This is a genomic window from Actinomadura physcomitrii, assembly GCF_008923205.2.
Classification (GTDB): Bacteria; Actinomycetota; Actinomycetes; order Streptosporangiales; family Streptosporangiaceae; genus Spirillospora; species Spirillospora physcomitrii.
Genome location: NZ_WBMS02000060.1, coordinates 43,481 through 58,478, shown reverse-complemented (window position 1 = coordinate 58,478; position 14,998 = coordinate 43,481). Strand labels below are relative to the sequence as shown.

Here is a 14,998-nt window from a genome sequence, read left to right as displayed (position 1 = left end):
GAGGGTGTCTTTGAAGCGGTGGACGAGCGGGTCGGTGTCGTCGGCGCGCCAGACCAGGTAGAGGGTGGTGTTCGTGCCGGTGAGGGGGCGGGCGGCGACGCCGATCCGGCGCAGGGCGCGGTGCGAGGGTGTCTTTGAAGCGGTGGACGAGCGGGTCGGTGTCGTCGGCGCGCCAGACCAGGTAGAGGGTGGTGTTCGTGCCGGTGAGGGGGCGGGCGGCGACGCCGATCCGGCGCAGGGCGCGGTGCGAGTCGGGCATCACGGCGCCGCCGAAACCGGCCGCGACGAGGGCGAGGACGGTCTGGACGCTGCGGGCGCGGGCGCCGATGCGGGGCGTCACACCGGCCTGGTCGCACAGCGCGAGGATCTCGTCGTGGGAGTGCGGTGACGACTCGCGCGGCCACAGGACGAGCGGGATCCGGCCGAGCGCGGTCAGCGGCGCCGGGTCGGGCGCGTGCGCGAGCGGGTGCGCGGACGGCAGGAACAGGGCGAGCGGCTGGTTCCACCACGGCCGGGTCGCGAGCCGGGCGTCGCGGGACGGCAGCCGCTGGACGGCGATGTCGAACCGGCCGTCCAGCACGCCGTCGGACATCTCGGCGTCGTTGAAGCTCTCCTCCAGCCGACCGGCCGGAGCTGCCCGCCCGCGACCGGCAGCTCGTCACGCTCGGCGTGCTGGCCGCCCTGGGCGGCTGCGAGCCGGAGCTGGAGGTGCATGTCAACGCCGCGCTGAACGTCGGGCTGACCGCCACGGAGGTCGCCGAGGCGCTGCTGCACACGGCCGTGTACGCGGGGATGCCCCGGTCGATCAACGCCACGCTCGTCGCCAAGAAGGTGTTCGGCGAGCGCGGCCTGCTCCCGATCAGCAACCTGTCCTGACCGCGGCCGGGCCCTTCCGGGACGGTCTCCCGGAAGGGCGGGATGTTCAGGTGAGCGCGGGCTCGGGAGCGCGGACGTCCGCGTCCGGCCGTACGGCGCGGGCGCGCCGGGCGCCGATCGCGAGGAGGACGGCGCCGAGCACCGTCCAGCCGGCCAGCACCGCGATCGGGCGCGCGGCGCCGGCGCCGTCGAAGAAGGCGGCCGAGCGCAGCAGGGTCGCGCTCGCGCCGGGCGGGAGGTACTGGCCGATCTCGCCCCACGGCCGGGGCAGCAGCTCGGGGGCGGAGGTCGCTGCGGACAGCGGGTTGCCGACCAGCAGGAACAGGACGCCGCCGACGCCGAGCCCGGCCCGTCCGAGGGCTGCCAGGCCCGCGACGGTGCAGGTGACCGCCGCGATCGTGGCCGCCACGACGGCGGCGATGGCGAGGTAGGGGCCCGGCAGCAGCGACATCCAGCCCTGCGCGAGGGCCGCCGAGCCGAGGCCGCCGAGCAGCGCGAACAGCAGGACGCCCGCGGCCCGCCAGGCCGGCCGGCGGACCGCGAAGGTGAGCAGGGCGGCCCCGGCGATCGACGACATGATCAGCGGGAGCGCCATGCCGCCGAACCCGGCCCCGCGCGGGTCGTCGGGGTCGGCCGCGACGACGTCCTGGACGGCGGGGGCCGCGTTCACCGCCGCGTCCCGCTTCGGGGCGAACACCTGGGCCAGCGCGTCGAGCTGCTGCGCGACGGCCGGCGACGCGGCGGACGCGGTGAGCACGCGGACGCCGGTCGGCGCCGTGACGATCGCGCCGTAGGCGTCGCGGTCGGCGATGGCCCTGCGCGCGGACGCCTCGTCGGGACGGGTCGTGACGGCGAACGCGCCCGGCCGGGCGTTCGCCAGCCGCTCGGCGACCGGGCCGGCCGCGGGACCGGTGACGACGACGGGCAGCCGGCGCGGCGCGAGGTGGGCGGACGGCCACGCGAAGGCGGTGATCATGATCAGCTGCAGCAGCGCGGCGCCGACGGCGACGCCCAGGGCGCGCACCGCGGGGGAGGACTTCATGGCCGGCTCCTCAAGAAAAGCGAATGTCCGTTCTTTTTAGTACTCCGGTAGCCTCGCACCGCGGTGTCGGGCTTGTCAAGAAACGAACGTTCGTTTTATATTGGCGGTATGCCCCGGGTCAGCGAGGAGCACCTCGAGCGCCGCCGCCACCAGATCCTCGACGCCGCGCGCCGGTGCTTCGTCCGCAAGGGCGTCCACGAGACGTCCATGCAGGACATCTTCGCGGAGTCCGGGCTGTCGGCCGGGGCCGTGTACCGGTACTTCAAGAGCAAGAACGAGATCGTCGCCGCCAACCTGATGGCCGTGGTCGGCGACCTGCAGGCCTTCCTCACCGACCTCACCACCGGCGACCGGCTGCTCCCGCTGGACGAGATCCTCGAACTGCTCGCCGACCGGCTCACCGGCCTGTCCGGCGAGGACGGGCCCGTCCGGCTCGCGCCGCAGGCCTGGGCCCTCGCCATGCACGACGCCGACCTCGCCGACCACCTCACCGGGTCGTTCGCCCGGCTGCGCGAGATCTGGGGCGGCTACCTGCGGCGGCTCGCCGACGACGGGCGGCTGCCGGCGGGCACCGACATCGAGGCCGCGAGCAAGACCCTCTTCGCGATCATGCCCGGCTACCTGCTGCAGCGGCTGCTGATGGACGACGTCACGCCGCAGGACCTGAAGCTCGGCATGCGGGCGCTCGCCAACGGCGCCCTCGTCGCGCAGCCGGCCTGACCGCGCCGGGGCGGGCCCGCCCCGGTCGCGGCGGGTCAGGCGAGGTCGGTGATCTCCTCGGGGCGCTGCCCGGTGACCAGGTAGACGACGTTCTCCGCGACGTGGACGGCGTGGTCGGCGAAGCGCTCGAAGTACCGTCCGGCGAGCGTGATGTCGACGGCCGGCTCGACGCCGTGCTTCCACTTGGGGGACAGCAGGATGTCGAACAGGCGGCGGTGCAGGCGGTCCATCTGGTCGTCGTCGGCGTCGAGCTCCAGGCCCATCTCGACGTCCTGGGACGCGATCACGCTGCCCGTCTTGGCGATCATCCGCTCGGCGATCTGGCCCATCTCCAGCACGGTGGCCTGCAGCTCGGGCGGGACGGCCGACTCGGGGTGGCGGCGGCGGGCCGTCTTGGCGATGTGCACCGCGAGGTCGCCCATCCGCTCCAGGTCGCCGCTCATCCGCAGCGCGGTGATCAGGGTGCGCAGGTCGCCGGCGACCGGCTGCTGCCGGGCCATCAGGTCGAAGACCGTCTCCTCGATCTCCGCGTCGATCTTGTTGACGTGCTCGTCCCCGCTGATGACCTCCTCCGACAGCCGCAGGTCCGCGTCCAGCAGCGCGGTGACCGCGCGCGCCATCGCGGAGCGGACGAGCCGGGTCATCTCCACCAGCTTGTCGGAGAGGGAGTCGAGCTCCTCGTGATACGCGTCACGCAATTGGGATTCCTTGGGGCAAAGGGGGCGAAAGACGGTCATTCTGGGCGGACCCGCCCACGCAACAGCCTGCCCCACCAGCATGAACCCTTCCGTATAAGAAGGTGAACTTTCGAGGAACGAGACTCCGTTCAGGCAGGCCGCCGGGCGGCCGCCCTCGAAACGCCGCTTACGATCCGTGGTGTGGAGGTCGAAATCGTCGCGAGCCTGACCGGGCTTGCCGGGCTCGCGATCGGGCTCGCGACTGGATTGGCGGTGCGCGTGAGCGAGCGAGCCCAGCGGACGGCGTCCCCGGCGGCGCCCGCCGGAGGCGTCCCACCGGGGGTCGCCTCGGTGCTCAGCGTCCTGCGGTCCTCGGCCGTCGTCCTGGACGCCGAGGACCGGGTGCTGCGGGCCAGCTCCGCCGCCCGCGCGTTCGGCATGGTCAGCGGCGACCGCCTCGTCGTCGACGAGCTGCTCGCCATGGCCCGCCTCGTCCGCCGCGACGGCGAGATCCGCGAGACCGAGATCCAGGTCGGCGAGACCCGCCGCCGCGGCCGCGCCGAGGGCCGCTGGTTCGCGGTCCGCGTCGCGCCGCTCGGCTCCCACGGCCTCGTCCTCGTCCTCGCCGAGGACCTCACCGAGATGCGCCGCACCGAGGCCATCCGCCGCGACTTCGTCGCCAACGTCAGCCACGAGCTGAAGACCCCCGTCGGCGCCCTGTCGCTGCTCGCCGAGACCGTCGAGGGCGCCGCCGACGACCCCGATGCCGTCCGCCGCTTCGCCGGGCGCATGCAGTACGAGTCCGTCCGGCTCACCAACCTCGTCCAGGACCTGATGACCCTGTCGCGCATCCAGGGCGACGAACCGCTGCCCGAACTGCGGCCCGTCCGGCTCGACGAGATCACCGCCGAGGCCATCGACCGCTGCCAGATCAAGGCGTCCAGCAAGGACATCGAGCTGGCCGGCGGCGGGCAGGAGGGACTGCGGGTGCGCGGCGACGCGGAGCTGCTCATCACCGCGCTGCGCAACCTGATCGACAACGCCGTCGCCTACAGCCCGGAGCACACCCGGGTCGTCGTGTCCGCCCGCCGGTGCGAGGACCGGCACGTCGAGATCAACGTCACCGACCAGGGCATCGGCATCCCGGAGACCGAGATCGAGCGGATCTTCGAGCGGTTCTACCGGGTCGACCCCGCCCGCTCGCGCCAGACCGGCGGCACCGGCCTCGGCCTGGCCATCGTCAAGCACGTCACCACCAAGCACGGCGGCGAGGTGACGGTGTGGAGCAAGGAGGGGTCCGGGTCGACGTTCACGCTCCGGCTCCCCCTCATCGACCCGCCCGTGCCCGCAGTAAAGCCCGTCGAGAGGGCCGCAATGGAAACCGCCCGGGAGGCAACACCGTGACCCGCGTGCTCGTCGTTGAAGACGAGGAGTCGTTCAGCGACGCACTGTCGTACAACCTGCGCAAGGAGGGCTTCGAGGTCGCCGTCGCGGCCACCGGCCCCGACGCGCTGGACATCTTCGAGCGCAACGGTGCCGACCTGGTGCTGCTCGACCTGATGCTGCCCGGCCTGCCGGGCACCGAGGTCTGCCGGGAGCTGCGCACGAAGTCCAGCGTGCCGGTGATCATGCTCACCGCCAAGGACAGCGAGGTCGACAAGGTCGTCGGCCTGGAGCTCGGCGCCGACGACTACGTCACCAAGCCGTTCTCCACCCGCGAGCTGATCGCCCGCATGCGCGCCGTGCTGCGCCGCCAGGGCGAGGTCGAGGAGCTCGCCCCCGCCACCCTGGAGGCCGGACCGGTCCGGATGGACGTGGAACGGCACGTGGTCAGCGTCGGCGGCGCCCCCGTCCAGCTCCCGCTGAAGGAGTTCGAGCTGCTCGAGGTGCTGTTGCGCAACGCCGGCCGCGTCCTGACCCGCATGCAGCTGATCGACCGCGTCTGGGGCGCCGACTACGTCGGCGACACCAAGACCCTCGACGTCCACATCAAGCGGCTGCGCGCCAAGATCGAGGCGACCCCGTCCTCGCCGCGCTACATCGTCACCGTCCGCGGCCTCGGCTACAAGTTCGAGCCCTGATCGACCCTGATCGACGCGGAGAACGGCCCGTACGGCGAGTGCCGTACGGGCCGTTCTCTCGTTCCGGGGTCTTACGGGGTGGCGGAGCCGGTGGGCGTCGGGGAGCCGGCGCTCGTGCCGGAACCGCCGGACACGTCCGGGGACGGGGACGCCGAGGTGGTCGGCGCCGTCTCGGTCCCCGGCGTCGTCCCGGTCACCGGCGCGGCCGGGTAGGTCTCGTACTCGCCCTGCTGCGGGATCACCGGCACCTGCACCTGCACGGAGCCGGCCTGCTCGAACTGCAGCGTCACCATGATGTGCTCGCCGCCGACGAACTGCCGCGTCGCGCCGCTCAGCACCACCAGCGGGCCCGTGCCGGCCCCCGGCGAGGGCACCGAGGCGGTCTGCGGCGGCGCCGACGGGGTGTTGCTGGACGCAGCCGACGGGCTCCCGCCCGGCGCCTCGCCGGTGCCCGTCGGGCCCGGCGTGACGGGCGTGCCGGTCGCGTTCGGGGACTCGGTGGCACCCGGCGACTTCTTCCCCTTCTTGCCCGTCGGCGACGCGGTCGGGGAGACGGCGGGGGCGATCGTCTGGCCGATCAGCTTGACCGCGCTGCCCTCACCCGACGGCGCGGCGGCCGGGATCACCACGCCGCCGCCCTGCAGCTTCACCTGGGAGAAGGCCGGCGAGCTCACCGAGACGAGCTTGTCCGGCCGGCCCTTCACCTGGTTGACGATGGTGGCGTACAGCGGCGCGGCGCCGCCCTGCGCCAGCGTCTGGCCCGGCTTCGGCCCGAGGATGAACAGGTTGCGGATGTCGATCTGCGCCGCGGCCGGCTTGTTCTTCGGCACGGACGCGTTGACGCCCTCGGTCAGCTGGGTCGGAGCGGAGGTCTGAGGTTCCTCGCCGGCGCCGCAGCCGGAGATCACCGGTGCGATCGCGACGGCGCCCGCGACGGCGAGCGCGACCACTCGACGGCTGTTTCGGATCACGGCGTCGGTCTCCTCGCGAAAAAGGCATTGGGTAGTACGAGAGCGGCGTGAGATACGCCAGGGGAAGCGTAGCGAGGTACCGGCGCGGACCCTGATCCGGGGTGGCGACACGGCCGGAAAATGTCAGCCGTATCTCAGCGACTTGACCTTCTGGACGAGGTCCGGCCCGGGCGTCGCGCCCGGCACGACGTTCTTGACGACGCCGTCCGGCTGGACGAACACTGCGGTGAGCCCGCCCCCCGCCGTTTCCGGTGCCGGGACGTAGGCGCCCGCGAGCAGGGCATTCGTGTCCTCGAGGATCTCCGGCGTGCCGTCGTGGGCGGTGCCCGCGCACGCCTTGACGTCCTTGAGCGGGACCGGCTGCCGCCCGCCCGCCGGCCGCGGGTCGGCCACCAGCAGGAACCGGACGCCGTACTCGTGCGCGCTGCCCGCGAGCGCGGCGATGACACCCGGGCACTGCGCGCCCGGCGGCACGATGCCGAACACCGCGGGACGCAGGTCGCGCAGTTCCCTGGCGTTCTTGCCGCGGTTCACCACGTCCACCGAGCCGGCCGGCAGCAGCCCGCCGATCTCGCCCGGCGCCGCGGACGGGCTCGGGGCCAGCGCGACGCCCTTCGGGCGCGGCGCCGGGCGCGGCCCGAACGCCGTCATCAGCGCCCCGCTGATCAGCGCGACCAGCAGCGCCCCGGCGATGATCGGGATCGCGACGCCGAACCGGGTGACCGGGCGGACGACCCTGCGCACCCGCCGGCGGCGCCGCCGGCGGCGCTCCTCGCGGCGGTAGGCGAGCACGTCGCGGTCCAGCTCGCGGGCGTCATCGGGGACGACGACGTCCACGTGCGGGAGCCCGTAGTCATCGGGGTCCGGGTCGCCGTCGGGCCTCACGCCGCACCTCCTCGCCGTCGCTCGCCGGCACCGCCTCGCCGCCCGGCCACTGCCCGGTTCGGTCCCTTCCGGCCGCTTCGTACCCGGTCGGGGCGGCATGTTCACCTCCAGTATGGGACGCGTCCGGCGGATCGGCGGCGGGGACGCTTGTATCCGTGGGGTGGTTGGCGGTAGAGGCGTTCCGGGGGGGCACTGGTGGTGCTCCGGTCACGCTGAGTACGGGGAACAGGTGCCCGATGCACCATTAAAGGGCTTTGTCAATACCCCAATATGTGGCTTGACCTGCGCATATGTCGGCAAGGCCGGTTCAGGCACGCTCGTTTCCGTGCTACCCTGGTTCTAGCGGAAGGGGTACTTGTCACATGACTTTCCAGGTCGGCGACACCGTCGTCTACCCCCACCATGGGGCTGCTCGGATCGAGGCCATCGAGACTCGCACCATCAAAGGTGAGGAAAAGACCTATCTGGTCTTGAAGGTCGACAAGGGCGACCTGACAGTGCAGGTTCCGGTCGAGAACGTCGAGGACGTGGGCGTCCGGGACGTCGTCGGCCAGGAGGGTCTGGAGAAGGTGTTCGAGGTGCTCCGCGCACCCTACACCGAGGAGCCCACCAACTGGTCGCGCCGGTACAAGGCGAATCTCGAGAAGCTCGCCTCCGGCGATGTGAACAAGGTCGCCGAGGTCGTCCGCGACCTCTGGCGGCGCGACAAGGAGCGCGGCCTGTCGGCGGGTGAGAAGCGCATGCTCGCCAAGGCGCGCCAGATCCTGGTCAGCGAGCTCGCGCTCGCCGAGAAGACCAACGAGGACAAGGCCGAGGCCCTGCTCGACGAGGTCCTGGCCAGCTGAGTTGAGCGCAGGGATTCCACGGGTGGGCGTCGGCACCGACGTCCACCCGTTCTCGTCGTCCCCGCGCCCGCTGTGGGTCGCGGGCCTCGAATGGCCCGGTGAGGGCCACGGCCTGACCGGGCACTCCGACGGCGACGTCGCCGCGCACGCCGCCTGCGACGCGCTGCTGTCGGCCTGCGGGCTCGGCGACCTCGGCGCCGTCTTCGGCACCGCCGACCCGCGCTGGGCGGGCGCGTCCGGCGCCGACCTGCTGCGCGAGGTCGCCCGGCTGGCTGCCGACGCCGGCTTCGCCATCGGCAACGTCGCGGTGCAGGTCATCGGCAACCGCCCCAAGATCGGCAAGCGCCGGGCCGAAGCCGAGAAGGTGCTCGGCGAGGCGCTCGGCGGCGCGCCGGTGAGCGTGTCCGCCACCACCACCGACGGCCTGGGGCTGACCGGCCGCGGCGAAGGGCTCGCCGCCGTCGCCACCGCCCTCGTCGTCCCCGCCACCTGATCTCTCAGCCTGATCTCTCCGCCGTTTCGCGGCACCGCATAGCGGGCTTCTCGCCGCTAATGGTGCGCCGTCCGGGATCTTCGCGGCGAAGATGCCCGTGAGCGGCGTCCGGGCTGGCTAGGGTCGCCTTGAAGGCCCACCCCGCAAGGCGTTCACCCCGGAACGAGAGTCATGCCATCTGATCCCACGCGCCCCGGCGGCCCCCGCTACAGCCCGGCCCAGCGGCGGCTGCTCACCGCGACCGCCGGCCTCGTCGTCGTCGCGCTGGCGGCCGGCGCCTACGTGCTGACCTATCCGGTCCTGCGCGAGCTCGCGCTGGCCGGGCGGGCGAGCCGCCGGTGGGCGCCGGCGTACCCGGTGATGGCCGACGCGCTCACCGCCATGACGATCCTCGCCCTGGTGGTCGCCCGGAACGCCCGCTGGTGGAGCAGGGCCCTGCGGTGGACGCTGCTGCTGCTCCTGCTGGCCGGGGCCGCGGCCGCCGCCGTCCAGCGCGCCGTATGGGGGTTCGGCTCGCTGCCGCGCGACGCCGTCCGCGCGGGCGTGGCGGTGGCGCCGCACGTGATGCTGGTGATCGCGGTCTGGCTGTGGCTGACGATGATCAAGCAGATCCGGGTGTCCCGTCCCGCGGCGGGCGAGCCCCAACCCGTCGAGGCGCAGCGCGGCCACGTCAAAGTGCTCCCCGCGCTGGAGCCGCCCGCCGCGGAGCCGCCCGCCGCGCTGGAGGCGCCGGCGGAGGGCCGCGCCTACGAGGTCGAGCGCGGGTACGCGCCGCGGCCCCGCCCGCTGGACCTGCTGCCCGGAGGCTCGTCCGAGGCGGAGCACGAGCTCGAGCACGCGACCGTCCACGAGTACGAGGCGGCCCGCGACCACGAGGACGAGGTGCTCCACGGTCACCGGCCTTACCTCGGCCACGACGACGAGCCGGAGTCCCGGTACGACACGGCCCGCGACGACGACTACGCGGGGGCGCGCGGGCACGACTACGGGCAGGGCCGCGAGGACGAGTACGCACAGGGCCGCGAAGTGACGCGCGAGGACGACTACGCGGAGGCGCGCGGCGCGGTGCGCGACGACTACGCCGACGACGTCGACGAGGCCGACGATGACGAACACGGTTACGGCGTCGTGTACGCGGAGGAGTACGAGCGCGAGCCGTCCCCGCCGCTCGACCCGCTTCCCGAGCCCCGCCGGGCGCCCGCGCTGCTGCCCACCGACGTCGAACTGGTCAGGGGACGCGACGCCGAGGGCCCCGAAGACTCCGAGCCCCGTGAGAAGGCCGGGACGACTCGTCCCGACATCGTCGTCCCCGGCACCGCCGACGACACCGAGGAGATCGAGGAGACCGCCGAGGTCGACGACGGTGCGGAGGAGCAGGACGGACCGTCCGCCGACCGGGCCGAGGACCCGGACGCGGGCGACGACGGCGGCGCCCTGCCCGCCTCGCCCGTCCGGCCGGGGCCGCCGGCCCCGCGCGTCCCGCGCCCGTCGCCCAGCCCGGAGGACGAGAGCGAGCCCGGCGAGGGGCGCATCTGGGACTGGAACCCGCCGCCGTCCGGCAACTTCCGCAGCGGGCCCACGCCTCCCGTGGAGTAGCCCGGGTCCGCCGACGGCAGGGGCCGGATCCAGGGCGCCCGCGGCCGGGTCAGAACCCGTGACACTGGGGAAGATATGTCTCCATGACGACGGCTTCGTGGGTGGACCTCGATGAGGACGGCGGCTTCGGAATCGAGAACCTGCCGTACGGCGTGTTCTCGCGTCCCGGCGAGATGCCGCGCGTGGGCGTGGCGATCGGGACCTGCGTGCTCGACCTCGCCGGGCTGTCGGCCGCCGGGATCGTGGAGGACCGGCACTACTTCGCGTCCGGTTCGCTGAACGCCTTCATGGTGGCCGGGCGCGCCGCCTGGCAGGCCAACCGCGCCCGCCTCACCGAGCTGCTGACGGACACGGCGCACCGCGGGCAGGTGGAGCCGCACCTGATCCCCGTGTCCGACGTGGAACTGCTGCGGCCGATCGAGGTCGCCGACTACGTCGACTTCTACTCGTCCGAGAACCACGCGGCCAACGTGGGGCGGATCTTCCGTCCGGAAGGGGAGCCGCTCAAGCCGAACTGGAAGCGGCTGCCGGTCGGCTACCACGGGCGCGCCGGGACGGTGTACCCGTCGGGGACGCCGATCGTCCGGCCGTCCGGGCAGCGCATGACCGGGGTGAGCGAGCCGGAACCGTCGTACGGGCCGTCGCTGCGGCTGGACTTCGAGGCGGAGGTCGGGTTCGTCGCGGGCGTCCCGTCGGTGCCGGGCCGGGGCGTCGCGACCGGCGCGTTCCGCGACCACGTGTTCGGATTCCTGCTGGTCAACGACTGGAGCGCGCGCGATCTGCAGGCGTGGGAGTCGCAGCCGCTCGGGCCGTTCCTCAGCAAGTCGTTCGCGACGTCGATCTCCCCGTGGGTGGTGCCGGTCGCCGCGCTGGAGCACGCGCGGGTGGACCCGCCCGTCCAGGATCCGGAGCCGCTCGGCTACCTGCGCTGCGCCGAGCCGTGGGGCCTCGACCTGCGGCTGGAGGTCCTGATCAACGGGCAGGTCGTGTCCGAGCCGCCGTACGCCGGGATGTACTGGACGGCGCCGCAGCAGCTCGCGCACGCCACGGTGAACGGCGCGCCGCTGCGCACGGGCGACCTGTTCGCGTCGGGGACGGTGTCGGGGCCGGACCGCGGCCAGCGCGGCTGCCTGCTGGAACTCGGCTGGAACGGCCGCGAGCCGGTGGACCTGGGCGACGGGACGAAGCGGACGTTTCTGGAGGACGGCGACACGGTGACGATCCGGGCGACGGCGCCGGGCGCGTCGGGGTCGGTCATCTCGCTGGGCGAGGTCGTCGGGACGGTGCATCCAGCCCTGCCCTGACGGCCGGGTTATCCACAGAACGACGTTCTGCTTCCGTCGGCCGCGCACGGGCTCGACCATGGAGGCGTCGCGGTCGGCGGGCGCCGGCGCGGCGAGGGCGAAGACGTACGGTGAAGGGGACGAAGGCGTCCCCGATGGGAGGCGGCGATGCCGTATTACAGGGCCGTGGGGGAGATCCCGCGCAAGCGTCACGTGCAGTTCCGGCGGCCGGACGGCGGCCTGTACGCCGAGGAGCTGATGGGCGAGGAGGGCTTCACGTCCGACTCCAGCCTGCTGTACCACCGGCACGCCCCGACGGCGATCACCAAGAGCGAGGGCGTGCGGGACGCGGCCGCCGACGGCGCCGGCCTGGCCCCCAACCATCCGCTGCAGCCGCGCGCGTACCGCACCCAGGACCTGCCCGAGGGCGGCGACGCGGTCCTCGGCCGGCACGTCCTGTTCGGCAACGACGACGTGACGCTCTCGTTCGTCGCGGCCGACACCACGAGCGAGCTGTACCGGAACTCGGCCGGCGCCGAGGTCGTGTACGTCCAGTCCGGGCGCGCGCGGGTCGAGACGACCTACGGGGCGCTCGACGCCGGCGAGGGCGACTACGTGGTCATCCCCACCGGGACCATCCACCGCTGGGTGCTGCCGGAGCGGGGCGGTGGAGCACCCCTCAGGGCGCTCGCCATCGAGGCCAGAGGGCACATCAGGCCGCCGAAACGGTACCTGTCGCAGTACGGGCAGTTCCTGGAGCACGCCCCCTACAGCGAGCGCGACCTGCGCGGCCCGTCCGAACCGCTCCTGGTGGACGGGGGAGAGGTGCCGGTCCTCGTCCGCAACCGGAGCGGGCTGTCGCGCCTGACCTACCTGCGTCATCCGTTCGACGTCGTCGGCTGGGACGGGTACCTCTACCCCTACGTCTTCAACATCAATGACTTCGAGCCCATCGTGAAGCGGACGCACGCGCCGCCGCCCGTCCACCAGACGTTCGAGGGGCCCGGGTTCGTGATCTGCTCGTTCTGCCCGCGTCCCCTCGACTTCGACGATCAGGCCGTGCCGATCCCGTACAACCACCACAATGTCGACAGCGACGAGATGATGTTCTACGTCGCCGGCGACTACTCGGCCCGCAAGGGCTCGGGCATCGGCATCGGCTCCATGACGCTGCATCCGTCGGGGTTCACGCACGGGCCGCAGCCGGGCGCCGTCGAGGCGGTGCTGGAGGCGGTGGAGCAGGGGCACGACCGCACCACGGAGATGGCCGTCATGATCGACACGTTCCGGCCGCTGCGGCTCGGCACCGCGGCGCGCCGCTGCGAGGACCCCGAGTACGCGTGGACGTGGGCGCGCGCCTCCGGCCAGCGGGAGGGCGATGGCTGAGCCGCCCGGCCTCGGCGAGCCGGTCCGGACCTTCGACGCGCGGCCGGCCCGGCGCCGCGCGCTCACCTGGCTGATCGCGCTCGTCGTGGCGGTCGTCGCGCTGGTCCCGGCCGCCGTCGCGGCCTTCCTGTCCGGCGCCGCCTGGCTGGGCGCGCCGCTCACCGTCATCGCCATGGGCTGCGCGGCCGCCGCCGGCTGGATCGCCGGCCGGGGCACGGTGTGGAGGCGCGCCCCCGTGGTGCACCTGTTCACCGGCGGCCTCGTGGTCTCCCCGGCTCCCGGTCCGGCGGGCGCCGCGCGCGACGGCCCCCAGGGTGCGGGCGCGCCGGCCCGTCGTGCCGTCGCCGGCCTGAGGGGAGACGGCGGCACATGGGGCGATGCCGCGCCCGAGGTGCTCGCGGCCCGTGGCCTGGACGGCGACGCCAGCGTGTTCGTCTGGGACGACCTGGTCTCGGTGACGGTCTCCGGCGTCCGGCCCTGGGACGGCGGCGCCGGGGCGGTGAACGGGACGCGGTGGTCCTTCACGGTCGTGAGCTCGGACGGACGCGTCCTGCGCTTCGGCGACGAGCTGCCGGGCGTGCGGGCGCTCGGCGAGACGATCGCCGCCGAGGTGACGCGCCGCGCGGTGCCCCGGCACCTCGCGGCGGTCGAGGCGGGCGAGGCCGTGCGGCTGGGGCCGTTCACCGTCGACCTGGGCGGCGTGGAGAAGGACGGGCAGCGGGTCCCGTGGCAGGCGGTCCGCGGGGTCGGGATCGGCGGCGGGCTGGTGACCGTGCACTCCTGCGGCGGCCGTCCCGACCTGGCCGCGGTCGCCGGCCACATGCCCGACGCCCTGCCCTTCACCCTCCTCTGCGACCGGATCAAGGAGCTGCTGGGCCCCGGCTGACCCGGTCCCTCGCGCTCGCCCCGGGGCGCGCGGCCCAGATCTGGGGGACACTCGGGCGCCTTCGGTGGAGGCGCGGGGGTCGGGGCCGGGATGGGCGCGTCAGGGGAGCGGGCCGGGGTGGGGGCGTCAGGAGAGCACGGCGGGCTTGAGGGTCTCGGCGCACCACTGCTCGAAGGTGGTGGGGGAGGCGGTGCCCGGGGTGCGGGCGACGCCGGCGTCGAGGCCGTCGTCCTTGGGTCCATCGACCACGTCGATCCCGAGGCGCGGGTCGAGGAGCTGGTCACGCTGCGGATGGCGGCGGCCGTCCGGCCCGGCCACCCGCTCACCGAGGGCTCGCTGACCCCCGCCCGGCTCGCCGCCGCCGAGCACGTCGCGGTCAGTCGCCGCGGCCGGTTCACCGGACCGCTGGACGCCGCGCTGGCCGAGCACGGCCTGCACCGGCGGGTCGCCATCGTGCTCCCCGGCCAACCTGGCCGCGATGACCCTCGCACAGCGACGTCGTCTGCCTCGTCCCGGCGGCGCTTCCCGGCGCCGCCCCCTCGCCCCTCAGCGGCGACGCCACCGCCCTCGGCCTGCGCCTTCTCGACATCCCGCTGCCCCTGCCGCCGCTGACCATCGGCTGGCCTGGCACCCCCGGCACGCCGCCGACGGCGCCCACCGCTGGCTCCGCACCGCCGTCCGCCGCGCTCTGCGCGCCCCCGCGGACCGGACCGGCTGACACCGCACCCGGCTGCGAGGCGGAGAGGCGCTCGCAAGAAAACCCGGGATCTCTTCGGGAAGGATGTCGAGGAACCGGCCGCGGCTCCGATCCATGCGTGACGCGCGGCCGCCGAGGGCCGTCCCGACACCGCGTGCGGCCCGCGAAGCCGCGCCAGAACGAGGAGAGACCCGTGAAGTACATGCTGCTGATCTTCAACCGGCCGGGGTTCGTCGAGGAGCTGACCGAGCAGGAGCGCCAGGAGCTGTTCGGCCAGGTCGACGAGATCATGAAGGAGATCACCGAGCGCGGCGAGCTGGTGGTGACCGAGGCGCTCGCCGACCCGTCCACCACCAGGGTCGTCCGGGAGAAGGACGGCCTGCCCGCCGTGACCGACGGCCCGTTCCTGGAGGCGAAGGAGCACCTCGCCGGGTACGTCACCGTCGACTGCGAGAGCCTGGAGCGGGCCGTGGAGATCGCCTCGCGCTGGCCGGACGTCCGGTTCGGCGGGCGGATGGAGGTCCGGCCCGTCATGCACCACGCGGGGAACGAGATGTGAC

Annotated in this window: 17 protein-coding genes; 12 read left to right on the top strand and 5 right to left on the bottom strand. The window is 73.7% G+C overall.

Translation table 11 applies throughout. The features are described 5' to 3' along the window. The coding region (locus tag F8568_RS42900; protein WP_160573969.1) for a LysR family substrate-binding domain-containing protein at window positions 1-592 on the bottom strand (592 nt) is incomplete at its 3' end. 41 nt (window positions 593-633) lie between these two features. Between F8568_RS42900 and F8568_RS42895 the strand changes: the two genes are divergently transcribed. Continuing rightward, the gene (locus F8568_RS42895) at window positions 634-876 is read left to right on the top strand and encodes a carboxymuconolactone decarboxylase family protein (protein WP_151599901.1); all 243 of its coding nucleotides are present in this window, start codon (window positions 634-636) and stop codon (window positions 874-876) included. A 46-nt stretch (window positions 877-922) separates the two neighbouring features. Here the strand turns inward: F8568_RS42895 and F8568_RS42890 are convergent, their stop codons facing one another. Then, a complete protein-coding gene (locus tag F8568_RS42890; protein ID WP_151599900.1) occupies window positions 923-1,918 on the bottom strand; it encodes a hypothetical protein in 996 nt (331 codons plus the stop codon). A 108-nt stretch (window positions 1,919-2,026) separates the two neighbouring features. Between F8568_RS42890 and F8568_RS42885 the strand changes: the two genes are divergently transcribed. Then, complete coding sequence (locus F8568_RS42885) at window positions 2,027-2,638, top strand: TetR/AcrR family transcriptional regulator (protein ID WP_151599899.1); 612 nt, start codon at window positions 2,027-2,029, stop codon at window positions 2,636-2,638. A 35-nt stretch (window positions 2,639-2,673) separates the two neighbouring features. Here F8568_RS42885 and phoU read toward each other — a convergent pair whose 3' ends face one another. Then, window positions 2,674-3,336 carry a phosphate signaling complex protein PhoU gene (phoU, locus tag F8568_RS42880; RefSeq protein ID WP_151599898.1) on the bottom strand — a complete coding sequence of 221 codons (663 nt, stop codon included), beginning with the start codon at window positions 3,334-3,336 and terminating at the stop codon, window positions 2,674-2,676. A gap of 180 nt (window positions 3,337-3,516) precedes the next feature. Here phoU and F8568_RS42875 point away from each other — a divergent pair, with 180 nt between their 5' ends. Both F8568_RS42875 and F8568_RS42870 read left to right on the top strand, forming a co-directional pair. Beyond that, window positions 3,517-4,719 carry a sensor histidine kinase gene (locus F8568_RS42875; protein ID WP_151599897.1) on the top strand — a complete coding sequence of 401 codons (1,203 nt, stop codon included), beginning with the start codon at window positions 3,517-3,519 and terminating at the stop codon, window positions 4,717-4,719. Beyond that, window positions 4,716-5,396, top strand: a complete 681-nt coding sequence (locus F8568_RS42870) for a response regulator transcription factor (RefSeq protein ID WP_151539063.1) — start codon at window positions 4,716-4,718, stop codon at window positions 5,394-5,396. The genes F8568_RS42875 and F8568_RS42870 overlap by 4 nt, the downstream gene beginning before the upstream one ends. 71 nt (window positions 5,397-5,467) lie before the next feature. On the opposite strand, the gene F8568_RS42865 is transcribed toward F8568_RS42870, so the two are convergent. Next, window positions 5,468-6,367: a hypothetical protein gene (locus F8568_RS42865; RefSeq protein WP_151599896.1), complete on the bottom strand. Its 900-nt coding sequence runs from the start codon at window positions 6,365-6,367 to the stop codon at window positions 5,468-5,470. Between the two features lie 123 nt (window positions 6,368-6,490). After that, complete coding sequence (locus F8568_RS42860) at window positions 6,491-7,252, bottom strand: hypothetical protein (RefSeq protein ID WP_151599895.1); 762 nt, start codon at window positions 7,250-7,252, stop codon at window positions 6,491-6,493. A 362-nt stretch (window positions 7,253-7,614) separates the two neighbouring features. On the opposite strand from F8568_RS42860, the gene F8568_RS42855 reads away from it, so the two are divergent. The 8 genes from F8568_RS42855 to F8568_RS42815 all read left to right on the top strand — a co-directional run bounded on the left by F8568_RS42855 (window position 7,615) and on the right by F8568_RS42815 (window position 14,997). Beyond that, window positions 7,615-8,097 carry a CarD family transcriptional regulator gene (locus F8568_RS42855; RefSeq protein ID WP_067459337.1) on the top strand — a complete coding sequence of 161 codons (483 nt, stop codon included), beginning with the start codon at window positions 7,615-7,617 and terminating at the stop codon, window positions 8,095-8,097. A gap of 22 nt (window positions 8,098-8,119) precedes the next feature. Then, the gene (gene ispF / locus F8568_RS42850) at window positions 8,120-8,590 is read left to right on the top strand and encodes a 2-C-methyl-D-erythritol 2,4-cyclodiphosphate synthase (RefSeq protein WP_328601298.1); all 471 of its coding nucleotides are present in this window, start codon (window positions 8,120-8,122) and stop codon (window positions 8,588-8,590) included. Window positions 8,591-8,761: 171 nt separating this feature from the next. Then, window positions 8,762-10,186: a hypothetical protein gene (locus F8568_RS42845; protein WP_151599893.1), complete on the top strand. Its 1,425-nt coding sequence runs from the start codon at window positions 8,762-8,764 to the stop codon at window positions 10,184-10,186. Between the two features lie 83 nt (window positions 10,187-10,269). Next, window positions 10,270-11,490 (top strand): fumarylacetoacetase, encoded by a 1,221-nt coding sequence (fahA, locus tag F8568_RS42840; protein ID WP_151599892.1) that lies wholly within the window; start codon window positions 10,270-10,272, stop codon window positions 11,488-11,490. Window positions 11,491-11,637: 147 nt separating this feature from the next. Further along, complete coding sequence (locus F8568_RS42835) at window positions 11,638-12,855, top strand: homogentisate 1,2-dioxygenase (protein WP_151599891.1); 1,218 nt, start codon at window positions 11,638-11,640, stop codon at window positions 12,853-12,855. After that, entirely contained in the window at window positions 12,848-13,741 is an 894-nt protein-coding gene (locus F8568_RS42830) for a DUF6585 family protein (protein WP_151599890.1), read from the top strand. Before F8568_RS42835 ends, F8568_RS42830 begins: the two co-directional genes overlap by 8 nt. A 90-nt stretch (window positions 13,742-13,831) precedes the next feature. Then, window positions 13,832-14,353, top strand: coding sequence for a LysR substrate-binding domain-containing protein (locus tag F8568_RS51340; RefSeq protein ID WP_407924517.1), 522 nt, complete (start codon window positions 13,832-13,834; stop codon window positions 14,351-14,353). 287 nt (window positions 14,354-14,640) lie between these two features. Next, the gene (locus F8568_RS42815; RefSeq protein WP_202126027.1) at window positions 14,641-14,997 is read left to right on the top strand and encodes a YciI family protein; all 357 of its coding nucleotides are present in this window, start codon (window positions 14,641-14,643) and stop codon (window positions 14,995-14,997) included. Window position 14,998: the final 1 nt, after the last annotated feature.

What these genes read in the sequence shown, in the direction of transcription:
- F8568_RS42890 (WP_151599900.1), bottom strand. Translation starts at nt 1,918, where the DNA reads ATGAAGTCCTCCCCCGCGGTGCGCGCCCTGGGCGTCGCCGTCGGCGCC.
- F8568_RS42885 (WP_151599899.1), top strand. Translation starts at nt 2,027, where the DNA reads ATGCCCCGGGTCAGCGAGGAGCACCTCGAGCGCCGCCGCCACCAGATC.
- F8568_RS42855 (WP_067459337.1), top strand. Translation starts at nt 7,615, where the DNA reads ATGACTTTCCAGGTCGGCGACACCGTCGTCTACCCCCACCATGGGGCT.
- F8568_RS42845 (WP_151599893.1), top strand. Translation starts at nt 8,762, where the DNA reads ATGCCATCTGATCCCACGCGCCCCGGCGGCCCCCGCTACAGCCCGGCC.
- fahA (WP_151599892.1), top strand. Translation starts at nt 10,270, where the DNA reads ATGACGACGGCTTCGTGGGTGGACCTCGATGAGGACGGCGGCTTCGGA.
- F8568_RS42835 (WP_151599891.1), top strand. Translation starts at nt 11,638, where the DNA reads ATGCCGTATTACAGGGCCGTGGGGGAGATCCCGCGCAAGCGTCACGTG.
- F8568_RS42830 (WP_151599890.1), top strand. Translation starts at nt 12,848, where the DNA reads ATGGCTGAGCCGCCCGGCCTCGGCGAGCCGGTCCGGACCTTCGACGCG.
- F8568_RS51340 (WP_407924517.1), top strand. Translation starts at nt 13,832, where the DNA reads ATGGGCGCGTCAGGGGAGCGGGCCGGGGTGGGGGCGTCAGGAGAGCAC.
- F8568_RS42815 (WP_202126027.1), top strand. Translation starts at nt 14,641, where the DNA reads ATGCTGCTGATCTTCAACCGGCCGGGGTTCGTCGAGGAGCTGACCGAG.